This window comes from Bacillus sp. FSL K6-1218, assembly GCF_038006445.1.
GTDB lineage: Bacteria > Bacillota > Bacilli > Bacillales > Bacillaceae_G > Bacillus_A > Bacillus_A thuringiensis_S.
Genome location: NZ_JBBOVE010000002.1, coordinates 122,390 through 137,180, shown reverse-complemented (window position 1 = coordinate 137,180; position 14,791 = coordinate 122,390). Strand labels below are relative to the sequence as shown.

Sequence of the window (14,791 nt, the reverse complement as noted above, 5' to 3'; positions counted from 1 at the left end):
TTTATTCTTATAGTGCCCTACTCAAATCTGAAATCGGACATGGATTTTAAATAATTTTAACACTTTTATAAAAAACTAAAATATTATAATGACAAATCATAAATAATATTTGATAGGTATGTTTCTACACATCAATTACTTGACCTGTTTACGTTTATTATGATTCATCATTTTCTTTAAATTCATTTTTTCCTTCATTAATAAAACCCTTTTTCCCTTTTAGAAATACGTATTTTATGTATTTGTTAAACTTTTCAGGCGGTGTATTTTCTATGAGAATAATTTGATGATGCGCACTTAGTTCAATCAAAATTTTATAAAATTCTTCGTATACTTCTGGGTCATTTATCAAGTTTTTTTCTTCGATTTCAACTGGACCTTCCACAGGCTCTTGAATATGTTGAGGACCTGAAATCCCATTAGACCCTTTGTTTTTCTGTTCATCCTTTTTTAGTGTACCTACATACTTACTAATTGAATCTAATAACAAAAGTCCTGGGTGCCCAGAAGCATATCCTTCAGTTTTACTTTTTAAGATTGCTCCTAAATACGATAACTGCATACACTCCAAGAGGCCACCGCTTTCATGAGCGTAAACACTTGCACCTTCATAGTATGGAATATACTGGTCAGGATGAATAAAGGTCTCATCATTTGTATCATACTTCAATCTTGTCATAAAATCTTTGTATTCATTGTTTAAAAAGTCAAAAATCTTTTTTTGATCCTGATCACTTATTTGTAGTGCTGCGATTTCGCCTTCTAAACGTGTTACAGTAGCTTCAAAGCCGGTAATATCATTTTGTTTTTCTTCAATTTTTCGATGGATTCTTATTCCTTCTTTAACTATTTCATGATCTTTAACCAGTCGATTTATCAAGCTATTTATACTATCAATTTGGGACAAGAAAGGAACATCTGTCTCCTTCGCAAATTCTGCAATGGCTTCGTTGAAAATAGCTTGCTTTCTCGATAATCTTGCTATTTTTAATTCTATTTCCTCAACATTCTTCAGCTCATCATTAATTAGATTAGTAACCAATTTTATTTTGTTGGTAATTTCCTTTTTTACCTTTCTTAACATTTTCTCTGTATTCGTATTTTGAGGTAACTCCTCATACGAATGAGTTGAAACAGTTGAATTACAAAGAGGACATTCAATATTTTGGTCTGGAATTACTAACTTGTAGTTTATTTCTAGTGTTGCATCTATTTCCTCTTCTTCAACCTTATATTCTTCCACTAATAATTGTTTGGATTTTATAGATATCTGTAGTTGTCTTTTTTGCCGTTGGTATTCAACTATTTGATTGGTGATTTCCTCTAAATCATTTTTTAGTTTTATATACGTTTCATTTTCATTATTGCTATTCAATTTGCTATTTTCTATAATTGTTTTCTTTGTTTGTTTCTGTATATCGATATTCTTCTTAATTTTCTCTGATTTAGCAGATAAAACATTAAAATCTTCAGCATCCTTGTCTTTTAAATATGAATTTAATCCTGATATTACTTTATGTGCATCTTCAATTTTATTTTGTGCTTCTACCAATTCTAATTTTAGCGCATCTTTATCAGATTCTACCAAGTTAAACATTAATTTAAAAGCATGAGGATTTTTACTACTTTTAGAAAAAGTTTTATTATCTAAAAAATCGTTCGTTCCAAGAGCATGTTGATTTATGTACACAAATCTGAAAATATCACGAAAAGATATGGATTCTAGTATCTTTTGAGTACTATGTTTTTGGTGTTTAATTATTTTATATTCATTGATATTTAATTTTGTCATAAGGAAGTGCATTGCTTCACTTCTATTGACCGTTTTTGGCGTATATCCATCTATATCCTCAAAGATACAGAAATATATGCTAATATTACTGTGTTTCTTTTTTAACAATCGACTGAATGTAAAGGTTTCATTACCAATTTCTAATTCAAGAAAAACCTGATCACAATTTGTATTTAACTCTTTTTGAACTTTTAAATCGATTTTTTCACTCTTACCTAAACAGTAGTCAATTAAGCTAAGAATTAAAGACTTACCCGAAGTCTTTTCTCCACTTATAATGGTAAAATCCTTATTAAAACAGACAGTTCTCCTATATGAGACCCCTTGAACAATTAATTTATTAATAAGTATACTACTCACTGTCATAACCCCTTTATTACTTGCATATTACTAGCTGAAAATTTGACCGTTTTAAAAGCGTCTGTGTACTCTTTCTTTAAATTAGAGAAAAATATTGAATCCATTTCTTCGAAGATTAACTTTCCTAGTGGATTCAGTTGAACAGTTATGTCGTCTAACTTTTTAGTCAGGTCGCCTTGCAGATTTATAAGCTGTAAATATGACATATTCAGAAGAAGTCCATTAATTTTAGTCTCGAAGCGAAAATATAAATTGGGAGATGGCCTGAAATTTTTATTATTCTCTTCATCATTCTCAAATAACTTGATTAAATCAAAATTGACTAGGCTGTAATAAAACATGATTTCCGATACCTTTCTGCGCTTTTTACTCTCCAACATAAAAGCATACATTAGGGAAAGTATCTTCATCAAATCTAACTTTTCGTTATTAAATAACAGTTCAATTGAGGGAGGAACCGATATATTTTGATTAGTTATGTTGCTCATCTAACCGCTCCTTTCCCCACCAAACATCTATAGTTTCATCCTCAGCCAAAAGATGAATTAAACCTTTGTTTTCATTTTCATCTGACTCATTCTCTTTAAAAAATATAGCGAATCTTCCAAAATCAAATTCTTCTAAACTTTCATGGACAACTGTTAAAAATTGATCGCTGTTACCATGCTTTTTGTATGTATCAACATACCTTTTTTTATATTTCAGGAACACTTTCCCTAATACAGCATCAATAACTTCTAAAGAAATACCGGTTTGTTTTAGTGCTCGTATGTATTGTTCTGATGCTACATAAAATATTGAACTTAATTCAATAAGATCCTCATCAATATCCTCTATTCTTAGCTTTTTGTAGAATAAGTTCCCTTTTACATTCTTTTTAAAATCTGCTAATTTTGCTCCCAACACAACAGAATCAGTAGTTGTGCCATTTTGACCATCAGAGTCTGCAGTTTTATTTTTCGACTGTGGTTCAGATATTTGATTCAGTATCTTTCTTATCTCAACTACATGTGTAGAACCTTGAGTTTCATATGGAATAGTAATTAAACCATATTCCTCTCGTAATTCTTTCATTCTGTCTTGAGTAGGATTTGCTAGAAGAATATAATGTGTTCCATTAAGATATTTTTTGTAATCTTTAATTAAATCACTTACAAACTTATCATCAAAAGAAAAGCCCATAAATAAAAATTTTTTACTACTTGTAATTGCTTTCAATAAATCTCCATACTTTTCATTACTGTAAAGTGATTCATAGCTACTTCTACTAATAACAATCGAGCCCATATTAGATGTAAATCCATGAAGGTGACAAATTCGCTTTTCATCATACAAATCTTGAGAGCTAAAATCTAAATCTTTAAGTAGAATTGGAAGATTCTCTCCTTTTATATGTTCATATAAAAGGTTGTCATAGTTCGTTGTTAAATGTAGTTTAAAGTTCAGCTTAGCTAAATCAAGGTAATTATGTAGCTTGGCATCTTCTACATTTTTTTTATTCTCTCTGATTAATTTTGTAATTTTCTTTTGAATATCTTGATCTACTAAAGTTGCGTATTTCTTTATCTCATCAATTGCCCCCCAATAATCATTACTGTCCAAATGCCAATCAACAACACTTCGGAGCATTGTCTCAATTTTCCCCTTAGCATATTCATCAGTGATATCCTTTATTAAATCTCCCCATGTAGGTATATTGAAAGGTACTGATAATCCTGCTCCGATAAAAGGAACTATTTTATTTTCATGATACGCTTCTTTAAGTTGCTCTAAGCTACCACTCATTTGATCTCCTCTTTCTATACTTAAATCAGACTTTTATCCTGGAAATATTTTTTCTACATATATTTACATTAATTTTACCAAATATTATCATTGTCATCTATAGAATCTGTTGTTTCACATCAACAATGTCCGAAATATTATCCTTATTCAAAAGTATTATTAGTAACCTACAAAAAATGATTTATTTAGAAATAGAACAGCCTTAGGCTGATGGTGTCATATTTTCAGGGAATTTTCATATAAAAGTTGTCATGTTACAAAACCATAGACTAGGGCTATAACAAAAATTCATTTCAAACTCGAATAAGAAGAGACAAGTGTCAATTATTCCAAAAGGTACACCTTTTGGAACTGTATGAAACTATATAAAAACAGTATTCCAAAACATCATATTTACACTTTTGGAACATTCCATAATTAATATATACCTTTTGGTTCATTTTTGATATAATCGTAGACAAATAGATTGGAAAAAGATTGTTTTTTAGGAAGGTTGTAATTATTATGACTAGCAAGAAGTTTGGATATGTTCGTGTTTCAAGTAAAGATCAAAATGAGGAACGCCAAATTGTTAACATGAAAAACATTGGAATTGACGAACGGGATATTTTTATCGATAAAAAAACAGGAAGTAATATGGATAGAGAAAAATATCAAATAATGAAACACATGGTTCGCACCGGTGACACAATTGTCTTTGATTCATTAACAAGGCTTGGGAGAAGCATGAATGATATTTTAGAAGAGTTTAGATATTACGAGGAAAATAAGATAAATTTAGAATTTCTAAAAGAACCATTTATCAACGTAACTTATAACGGAAACGCCACAAATGATATTATTCAAAGCGCTGTACGAAAAGCAACTGCAACAATCTTATCAGCTTTTGCTGAAAAAGAACGTCTAGATATCAAACAACGACAAGCTGAAGGGATCGCTTTAGCACAAGCTCAAGGAAAACATTTAGGTAGACCGCAGACGGAAATTACACAAGAATTTAAGGAGGCTTATAAAGAATGGAAAGAGGGGAAAATTACAGCTAGAAGTGCCATGAAAAAAGCCAGCATCCCATCGACCACATTTTATCGACTCGTTAAGAGGTATGAGAGCGAAAAATAAGGTAGATAACGTTTATAATAGAAAAAACTAAGTTGAAATTCACTCGAAATAAGGATTTTAAATAACATTAAAAGTAGAGGAGACTGTACTCATGCAAGAAATCCAAAACACAATACAAGGCTTCTCCTCTTATTTATTAAGTAAAGGAAGAAAACCCTCTACGATTAAGCGATATATTTACGATATCGAGAGCTACATTCAATGGCTGCATCAATCCGAACGATTCTCTAAAGAAATTAGCTGGGAATCTCTATGTAAAAAAGATTTTGAAGCATTCTTTACTTACTTAATAGAAGAACGTCAATACTCTGACAAGACGGTCCATCGTATTTACATCGTTCTTAATAAGCTATACGAATATTTAGATTTATCTAGTCCCATTGAAAGTGTCATTCACATATCTCCACCTAATCGTGCATTACGTACTGAAGATTTTATTTCTCTACAGGAAGAGAAACGTCTAAAGCAAGTATCTGCATCATTTGAAGGATTGACAGAAAAACAAAGAACTACCCGTCCTATGATTTTAGAGCGAAATCTTTCTATTATAATCTTGCTCCTAGACTACGGATTATCTCTACATGAGCTTGTCGCTTTACGAATGAAACATGTGCATTTTGAAAACAATACATTATCTATTCCTGAAGATACAAAAATCAATCGTACAATCAAGTTAAAAGAAGAGGATAAACTACACTTATATCATTACTATAAAACTATTCCCGAACCAGTACGCCCTAGATATCACAGCGATGACCCACTCTTTGTTGCTTTTCATTTTAGACTCGGTACTTACCTTTGGAGTTATGGCGATGATGCACCAAAATTTCTAACGGAAATCTCCGTTCAAAAAATGATTCGTTTAGAAGTAAGGCGGGCAAATTTGAGGAAAGGGATTTCTGCACAACATTTTCGAAATACCTTTATTTTAAAGATGATCCAGCAACAATACACAGCTGAACATATTGTAAAGCAAGTAGGATTTAAAACTCACGTATCCTTAAAAAGATACAATACATACTACTACAGACACTAACCAGAACAAGGGTTAAAAAACTACACTTGTTATATAAATTTTATATACCTACAGGTTTTTGAGGTAAGTTGGAGTTGTTAAGATGAAGAAAAACAAGGAGTCATATTTCATACACGAATATACCTTACGAGACAAGACTACTAAATCAATAAAAATTGAATCGTGGCGTTCATTGAAGGAAGAAATGAAGGTTTATCAAGACCTAAATTGTAAAAAGTCATAAAGAATAAAGTGCGATACATATTAGACATGACCAATATGTATCGCACTTTTACTTCATATTGGGGTCCCGCCACATCGCTATCAAGCTAAAATTTTATAGTACCCCCAGAACAAAATTTTGAGTTAACCCTTAACAAGAGCTCATTTTTTCATTTTTTGGGGTGATTTGTTGTCTTTATGCCTATCGAGCTAAGATAAATTTGTATCTACCTATCAATGACCTTGAGATAACGTTCAAAATACGTTTTTTAAAATTCAATTTAAGATTGTTTGTATAGTATATTCACTTTTTTATCACAAACCGTCTTTTTAAAAATCATCTATCTCTTTCACAATGTTTAAATTAAAATTGCGAGTTAATTTGCTATAAATTTATACAAAGATTCTCATATTTATTTTTTTGTAACGGGTTTGTATATATAATACAAACTTAAAAAAGATAGAAAAATAAAATTCTATGATAGAATAAAAATAAATTTTGACTATTTTGTTATATAATGTGAAAAAATCCCTTGAGGAAACGATGTAATCAATATTATGATAAGTTGAAGTGGTAGTTGTAGATGATAGGAATAAATGTCAATCTCCTATTATTGCAAAAGAACTAGAAGTATTCAATTAAACAAAAGTAGGAATTTATCATAAACTTTAAGACTTAATACAACTAGTTACTCAAATACTTATCCAAATCGTTGAGACATCTTTATTTCTAGGTACAGTTGACTCTAAAGAATAGAAAGGTATTTTCAATGAAAACAAACAAAATCCTAAAAAATGCATCTTATTTATTTGTAGGTAACATTATCGTCCGCTTTGTACTTGCTGTTGCTACCATTTTGTTCGCCAGATATTTTTCAAAAGACGACTATAGTATGTTAATCGTTGCATTAGCTGTTTCAGCAGTTGTTTGTTATTTTACAGATGCCGGTTTAACACATACCTTTATGCGTGAAGGGACAAGGCAAGAGGCTAATATTAGCATACTCATAAGTAGTTATTTACGAGTGAGATTAGTATTAGCCGTTGTAATTTCTATTTCCTTCATCATTTTTGCACAATTTTTCTATACGGATCCTTATTTACGTTCTACAGTGTATTTAGTCGTACTGCCGACAATGTTTGGTGCAACCTTACAAGGAGTTGGAATGGCTTATTTCCAAGTAACGGAACGTATGCAATTTACAGCTGTTATTTCTGTTCTGCAAGGATTGACAGCTGCAGCCGCTCTTCTATTAGGAATAGCCTTTAAGTGGAATATAATGCTAGTTGCAGCTATGTATGGAGCATCTAGTCTTATTACAGGACTTATAGCATTTATAATGGTTATTCGTTATACAACCATCCATAAAGGGTGGGACAATAAAATTTTAAATCAGCTGCTTGTTTTCACAATAAACGGTATTATCATTATGTTGCTACCTCAATTAGGACCGATTATATTGGAAAAAGTCGCTTCACGAAGCGATATTGCCGATTTTGGAGTGGCTTCACGAATACCGTCAGTACTTTATCAAATACCAGGTGTTGTGGCAGCAGCATTTTATCCAAAGCTATTTGCATTTGGAAATGAAAAAAAACTTGATGAGCATAGGAAACTATCACATTTTGAATTAAAACTTATGTCTTTCTTAGGAATGGGAATTGCTATTCCATTTATTGCTGATCCAAGATTTTGGATTGTAACCTTATTAGGTGAAAAATATGCATCAGCAGGTGGTGCTCTGGCTATTTTAGCCTTTATGGTCATTTTACAATCCATCAACTATCCACTTGCTGATAATTTAACAACAATTGGACAACAATGGAAACGAACAACAACAATGGCAATTGGCCTAATTGTTGCTATTATTAGTTATATAGTATTAGGAAGCAAATTCGGAATGATAGGTACTGCGGTAGCATCTATATTAACAGAAGGAACCTTATTACTAGGATTTACTTTATTTGTTCATAAAGGTTTCCAATTACTGTTTAAAGGAATCATATTCAATGTCTTAGCATTTGCAATTAGTTACGGTATCTATGGTACCGTATTAATCAATTTACCATCGCTAGTAGCTTTAATACTTACTGGCTTAATATTTGGGATTATTGGTCTTACAATCGATCCGCAAATACGCCAATTAATTGTAAGGTTTTTAAATAAAAAATTACTTCGTAACAAGATTTTTCAAACACATCAATAAAATCCTTAAGAGGTAGCACCACGCGCCTATCTACCTAAGATAAATTTGTTATATGAATTTATCGATTTCTGATGAACTAGAATTGTTTTCTAAAGAATTACAACGACATATGTCACCACATGCTTTAGAGAAATTAGCTAGGGAAATAGGTTTTGTTCAACGAAGAAGTAAATATCGTGCACAAGATTTAGTAGCTCTGTGTGTTTGCATAAGCTTAGCTTGACAGCGATGTGGTGCTACCCCATATAACAGATTTAAGCCATCTAATTTTACTGCGTGTATATAAGTAATGTTTTCTTTAACATAAATCCTTGGTTCCCTAACCCATGTCCATATATCACTCTGTAATACAGATAAAACTGCCTTACCAAAAGGCGAAACTTGTCCTTTATCAGTATAAGAGGGGAACTCCCTAAAGAAATAGATATCTTTCATCCCTTTTAAATCAATATCGAAATAATACTTATTAATAAATTCTTGATTCGGTGCTTCTTGCTTTGCCAGAACAGTAGAAGTAGTGATACAAAATAAAACGCTGAAAATAATACATAAAAATTTTTTCAAATAAGGTCACCTACCTTTTCTTGGTAGGTATTTTTCCCCACAAAACTAAATACAACACTATAATTTATTTGAGCTTGTTATTAAACGGTTCTTCTTCGTTAACCGAAGAAAGAAAGGAACATGGTTCCCTCAAATCTTTCTATAAACTTCTGCATAAGCAACCTTCAATTGCTCACGCAGTTGTTTTTTCTCTTCTTCTAACCTCTTAATCTTACGTTTCAAAGAGGCGATAACTGCATCTGCATCTTTATTGTTTTCATCTATTTCACGCTTGATTTGTTTTGGTGTAGGAGCTTCCGCTTGTTGCTGGCGCAGGCTCTCAATCCGTTCACGCAGCTCACGGTTGTTGTATAGCGTCGCTTTTGCTACGCCAGCCTCGCTTGCCACACTATTAAAATTGATAGGACCATTGGCTCGCACGAGCCTTTGGATGGCTTTATCCACCTTTTGCGAAGTAGTCGCTTTTCTTGATGCATGAATTGCTTTTAAATGTTCTTTACGATCGTAGTTAGCCATTTTCTACACCCTGCTTTCGCTTTATTCGTTCCATTCTGCCGAAGATAACATTCCCTTCCTGGAGCTTGCTTAAAATCTCTTCATAACGCTTCAAATTTCTAGAACCTTTCTCCACAATGTCTTCACGTCCATGCTGTTTTGCTAATTCCATATTTCTAGAGGTTCTTTTGATATGATCCTCATATTTTCCGATATCGAAATCGGAAAAGCCAATGGCTAGGTCCTTACAAGGGGTACCTCCCTTACCACACGTTAAACAAGGCGCCTCCTCCATATAAGGACAATCGCCACTTAAACGAGCGTGACACGTTCCATAGTTATTTTCCATCGCGTTTAATTTATGATTTTGCCAAAGAGCTTGCAGGATGTCCTCTGGGATATCTTCGCCTGCCTTAATTTCTTGCACCTTACCATTTGAATTGAAACGGTGTAGACTTTTATTTCTAAAGGCTGCTTCAAATGACTTTCTCTTTGTGTCATCCAACAGTTTGGCATACCGCAAGGTCATTTCAGGTGAGGCATGCGCCATTAGTTCCTGTACAGTTAGTATATCTGCGCCGCCATTTAACATTTTGACAGCATAGGTGTGGCGAAATTGATGAGTTTTGAAGTGAAAGAGTTTTCCATTCTCATCTACAATATTCTTTTGTTTTGCTAGTGTATTTAATTGTTCTCGAATCCATCGTTGATAATAAGGCCTACCTTTCCGTACACCTCGGTAACGAACAAAAATAAACCCTTCGGGGTTATTCTCTTGGTTGCTATTCTCTTGGGATTGTTGAATAAGAACCGCGAGGATATTTGCTAAATCGTCGTCAATTGGGATTCTATGTCCTTGCACATATGTCTTCTCAATATCCGTGACAATAGAGTAGTTACTGTTAATTCGCTCCAAACAATTCGAGGTTAAACCTAATACATCCGAAATGCGAAGCCCTGTTTTAAAAGCCACCCATACCACTGGAATGACCTCTTTGTGTAAGTCATCGATGTGCGCGAAAAGTTGCTCCAATACAAATTCAGGAATGTAATCAATTTGATCAATCGATTTCTTTTTTAACTTTGGCTTGTCCTCTGGAAAGAGTAACAATCGTACAGGAGTTTCAGGAGCGATATCGTATTCATATCGCTGGATGTCTTCCAAGCACTTTCCCGTGTAGGTCAGTGCATGTGATATATAGCGTTCAGGGTTCGCATTTTTTTGGGTCAAATTATTTCTTGCGTATTCATGTAACCATTGAATATACAGTCCCATATGCGATCGCTTCAATCCTTTTAAACTTGTCCATGTAGGTTCTAAGGAAAATATAAATGACAAGAACCTTGGTAAATATATTAAATATATTGAAGCTGTATCCCATGAAAAATGATTCTTACTAAGTAAGCGTTGTTTGAAATACTTTTTAAAATACTGGCGCATTTCCACTTGTTCAATTTTGGTGAAATCAAGATAATAATTAGTCTGGGTCTTGTTATAGTTAATTCCATATTTGCCATGTAACACCCGCACATCCCATCGATCTTTCTCCCATTCTTCACGCGTATCAGTCAGCGTGAGAAATTTCGAGGAAAGAAAAAATTCTTTCTTTCTGATAGACCTATTCTAGTCAACAAAGTTGAAGAAGCTGATTATGTACTCCCTATTTCGCCTAATATCTGTATAGGTGCAACCCCTTTTGAAGGTGAGCCTTCTCCATACAACCAAATTATATATTTGTCGGATGATGATGTTAACAGAATTAACAAGAATATTATAGAAAATACAGAAAAAATGTTGATTATTCAAAGTGATACAGATCTAGAGTTTGTGAAAGAGTGTAAATTTATTCAATCGGCTATGAAAAAGTAACATAGCGCTATGTTGTCACTTTACCCAAAAGAATTGTGTTATAATATTTACTGAACATATGAATAGGATAACGACTACCTGCTGTTGGCAAGTAGAAATTTATCTAATAAAAAGATCACCTGTTTCCAAGACAAGTGATCTTTTTATATACCATTAGGCTTTATAAAAAGTGTTCTCCAGCTACTAAAAACATGATGTAGCTTTAGAATAAAGTTTGATTAAAAGTCACTGTTGTAGCTTTGAAATAAAGTTTGTTCAAAAATACCTCGCAATCCAAAGTTTTACGATAAATAAAAAGAATCCATTTTGAAAAAGATTGATCAAAATGGATTCTTCCCCAGCAGATTTAAGTTTGGTTTTTATAAAAAAGTTTGATCATTTCTACCTATGTTGTTCAAAAATCGCGCCCGTTTGTGAAATTGGCAAAGGCAGTCTAATTATCGAATAGCCCTCTTCCTCTCAGATTTGCGGAAACAGGCTCCTTTCCTATTTCACGTGCCCATATAGATAACTGGCCAATATGGTGGATTTCGTGGACAATGACATGACGTATAATCTCTCCGTGTGTACATTCAATGACTCGGCGCCTGATTGGTGCGTCTCTAGAGCTAATCGGTTCTTCATTGAAATCAGTTTCTGAAAGTTTCCGAGAATCCATTTCATTTGTCCAAGATGTCACAAATGGCTTCACTTTCTCATGGTATTGAGCTGAAAGATTTTTCACTTTTTGTAAGCTAGCATAATCCTCAAACACTGGCTCCTCAGGCACTGGTTCACCTCGCAAACCTAAGATCCACATATATTCCACATCTACAATGTGAAATAGGGTATGTAGTATACTGCCGAACCCACCGACCCGTTTCTTTAATAGTTCTTCATCTGGTATGTCTTCGCACAATGTAAACCAATCATCACGAACTTGCCAGTTATATTGAAACAGTTTCAACATCACAACAACCTCTATCTTTTATAGATTTAAGATTTAAGATTTAATTTTCACCAAAAGACTTCAAAATCCTTTTTTAAATAATAACTCTAAAAAACCTGTTAAAATCCTCCACAAACTGGCCTTTTAGTTGAGTAACTTTATTGCTACTCAACGGTTCCTTAATCCGCCTTTCAGCTCAGATCTTCTTTTCACTTTTCACTATAAAAACACCCCTTTAGATAAACAGATCCAAAGGGGCAAAACATCGCGTCTTTTTTATAAACAGTTAATCTTTATTTCAAATCAATAACTGTAAACTCTTAATTTCACTGCGTATAAAAAGCTATCGTTTTGAATAAAGATTGATCAAAACGATAGCTTTCTTTTATTTTTAAGAATTGTTTTTATAAAAAATTTTGATTAATTTAATGCTTTTTATATCACTAATGCACCTGTTTGTTTAAATATTATTTAAAAATTTCTTTATTTATAGTGCTATATTCCGATTAAATAAATCATTAATAACATGTTTTATGTTGTCTCCTGGTATGCCTAAATCGTTTAATACCATAGTGTAATTAAGCCACTCTAAAGCTAATAAATCAAGAATTACCAATGAATTCAGTTCTTTATCCATATTACCATGTGCATAGTTGTTCCTTTGTTTTGCAATTCGTTCAGCCATATCTTCATAGGTAGGTTTTTCTAGGTTATGTATACTGTATAAGCCTTTAATAAATAATTCTAGAACATTATCGAATTTATTAAAAGCCCAATTGATTTTTTCCTCTAGAGTCATATCACTATTTAATACAAATTTTTTATAGTTTTTAAAGAACTTTTTCTGTTTCCCAGTGTTTATTTCTACCTTTTCATCTAAGAAGGTTAAAAGCTCTTCTTTTTGAACTCTGTATTTATCTTCACTATTTTTACTTTCATCTTTAAAGGATAATTTAAATTGCCATTCAAACCCTGCTGTGATCATTATAAAACGTGACGCTGTAATTCTCCTTCTATCAATTGAGTTTTCAGGTATATGGGTGAGATAGATTTTATTTTGTACAAGCATGTTAAATAAATTCCCGATATTCTCTTCTATTAGTGGAAATTGAATGATTCTATTACGGATGATTTTTTCTGATTCTTCAAAAATTTCATCTTTATTTATAAAGACTTGTCCTATCTTATCGTATAGACCTGTTTCGTCAGCTCTTTTTTTAAGATAAAGTGAATCAACGGATATATTTCTTCTATACGAGATAAAAGCTAGGAAATCATTTAAAATACTTATTAAATGATATAATTTTTCGTAATCATCGGTCTCTTCAAACTCCAAGTTTAAAGAAGTAAACAAGTGAATAGGTGAAGTATCCATATTTTTAATATTGCGTGTAATGTTTAAATTTCCATTTACTGTTGTACTGTTAAATGTAAAGCTGAACTTTTTTTCTAATGATTCAAACGGTTTAATATCGACAGTCGTTTGACCTGTTTTTTCATTATAGTTGTAGTCATATGCATTTCGAACATTATAAAACCAATTCAGTTCTTCTGCGTTTATTTGAAGTGCATCGAATGGTGATTCATCTTTATTAAAAATAATATACCAAAAAACCTTGCACCCATAGGATTTCAATCCTCTTTTTCTCACGTTACTTACATGGAAGATTATTTCCTTGCCATTAAAATCTTTCCCACGTAAAACATTGGTTTCATCCTTTTTAGGATTAATACCAAATAATTCTTTAAAATCTTCCTCAAACACTTTATCTCGATTTTCAATTTCCTCGATTTCAAGTGTAAAATCTTTCAGTTTAAATAAACATTTTTTGTTATTATGATTTATAAATCCTGATATCATTTGTTTCACCCCCCCTTGTATTATTAAGCCTACCAAAATAATTTCCGTTAAAGCAATAATATCGCAACATTATTCAAAACATCGCGACTTTATTTCAAATCAACAACTAAAAGATGAAATGAGTGACCTGATCATAAAAGACAGTGCCATCTTTCAAATTCAAATGCTAAAAGTAGATTCAAAAAAGAGTAACATAGCACTATGCCATGCTACTCTTTTTTATTTTAATAATATAGCGTGATTTTTCTACACTTAAATGCAACTAGTTCCGCAAACAAAAAATAATTTACTATTTCAAAAAACAAGAAACCTTAAGGATTAAACTGACGAAAGATGCTCTTTTTTGATAAGGAAAATCCTTATCTAAGGCTATAATAATAAGGTTTTTAAAGCATCCATCATAGCATAGCGTTGTTTCTTTCAGAACTATAGCCCAAATTCCAAAACAAAATAAAATAGTTGCATCATATCATAGCGATTTTCCTTATGGAACTATAGCTGTGTAGACAATGATAATGCAGGTAGAGCCATCATAGCATAGCGGTTTTCCTTTTGGAACTATAGCCTCTTCAA

At 32.3% G+C, this 14,791-nt stretch carries 10 protein-coding genes and 3 pseudogenes; 5 read left to right on the top strand and 8 right to left on the bottom strand.

Features of this window, described 5'->3' with window-relative positions:
* Positions 1–157 precede the first annotated feature (157 nt).
* Genes MHI26_RS28905 through MHI26_RS28895 form a run of 3 tightly spaced genes read right to left on the bottom strand, consistent with a single transcriptional unit; the run spans position 158 to position 3,937 of the window.
* The gene (locus MHI26_RS28905) at positions 158–2,158 is read right to left on the bottom strand and encodes a hypothetical protein (protein WP_340809255.1); all 2,001 of its coding nucleotides are present in this window, start codon (positions 2,156–2,158) and stop codon (positions 158–160) included.
* On the bottom strand, positions 2,155–2,640 hold the full coding sequence (locus MHI26_RS28900; RefSeq protein WP_061667850.1) for a hypothetical protein: 486 nt from the start codon (positions 2,638–2,640) through the stop codon (positions 2,155–2,157). The genes MHI26_RS28905 and MHI26_RS28900 overlap by 4 nt, the downstream gene beginning before the upstream one ends.
* Entirely contained in the window at positions 2,624–3,937 is a 1,314-nt protein-coding gene (locus tag MHI26_RS28895; RefSeq protein ID WP_061667849.1) for an SIR2 family protein, read from the bottom strand. The genes MHI26_RS28900 and MHI26_RS28895 overlap by 17 nt, the downstream gene beginning before the upstream one ends.
* A 504-nt stretch (positions 3,938–4,441) precedes the next feature.
* Between MHI26_RS28895 and MHI26_RS28890 the strand changes: the two genes are divergently transcribed.
* The 4 genes and pseudogenes from MHI26_RS28890 to MHI26_RS28875 form a co-directional block, all read left to right on the top strand.
* Positions 4,442–5,056 (top strand): recombinase family protein, encoded by a 615-nt coding sequence (locus MHI26_RS28890; protein WP_061667848.1) that lies wholly within the window; start codon positions 4,442–4,444, stop codon positions 5,054–5,056.
* Between the two features lie 91 nt (positions 5,057–5,147).
* A pseudogene (locus tag MHI26_RS28885) lies at positions 5,148–6,108 on the top strand (tyrosine-type recombinase/integrase).
* 955 nt (positions 6,109–7,063) lie between these two features.
* Positions 7,064–8,500, top strand: a complete 1,437-nt coding sequence (locus MHI26_RS28880) for an oligosaccharide flippase family protein (RefSeq protein WP_048516986.1) — start codon at positions 7,064–7,066, stop codon at positions 8,498–8,500.
* Between the two features lie 52 nt (positions 8,501–8,552).
* Positions 8,553–8,714 (top strand): annotated as a pseudogene (locus MHI26_RS28875) (IS4 family transposase); the annotation flags it as partial.
* On the opposite strand, the gene MHI26_RS28870 reads toward MHI26_RS28875, so the two are convergent.
* The 3 genes from MHI26_RS28870 to MHI26_RS28860 all read right to left on the bottom strand — a co-directional run bounded on the left by MHI26_RS28870 (position 8,657) and on the right by MHI26_RS28860 (position 11,084).
* On the bottom strand, positions 8,657–9,064 hold the full coding sequence (locus tag MHI26_RS28870; protein WP_340809292.1) for a hypothetical protein: 408 nt from the start codon (positions 9,062–9,064) through the stop codon (positions 8,657–8,659). The pseudogene MHI26_RS28875 and the gene MHI26_RS28870 overlap by 58 nt on opposite strands.
* A 129-nt stretch (positions 9,065–9,193) precedes the next feature.
* Positions 9,194–9,580 (bottom strand): DUF6262 family protein, encoded by a 387-nt coding sequence (locus MHI26_RS28865; RefSeq protein ID WP_061667839.1) that lies wholly within the window; start codon positions 9,578–9,580, stop codon positions 9,194–9,196.
* Complete coding sequence (locus MHI26_RS28860) at positions 9,573–11,084, bottom strand: tyrosine-type recombinase/integrase (RefSeq protein ID WP_445290636.1); 1,512 nt, start codon at positions 11,082–11,084, stop codon at positions 9,573–9,575. The genes MHI26_RS28865 and MHI26_RS28860 overlap by 8 nt, the downstream gene beginning before the upstream one ends.
* A 54-nt stretch (positions 11,085–11,138) precedes the next feature.
* Between MHI26_RS28860 and MHI26_RS28855 the strand changes: the two are divergent.
* Positions 11,139–11,429, top strand: a pseudogene (locus MHI26_RS28855) (DUF4238 domain-containing protein); the annotation flags it as partial.
* Between the two features lie 433 nt (positions 11,430–11,862).
* Here the strand turns inward: MHI26_RS28855 and MHI26_RS28850 are convergent.
* Together MHI26_RS28850 and MHI26_RS28845 are read right to left on the bottom strand one after the other, a co-directional pair.
* Entirely contained in the window at positions 11,863–12,378 is a 516-nt protein-coding gene (locus tag MHI26_RS28850; protein ID WP_061667840.1) for a DinB family protein, read from the bottom strand.
* A gap of 466 nt (positions 12,379–12,844) precedes the next feature.
* The gene (locus MHI26_RS28845; RefSeq protein WP_061665900.1) at positions 12,845–14,218 is read right to left on the bottom strand and encodes a HEPN domain-containing protein; all 1,374 of its coding nucleotides are present in this window, start codon (positions 14,216–14,218) and stop codon (positions 12,845–12,847) included.
* Positions 14,219–14,791: the final 573 nt, after the last annotated feature.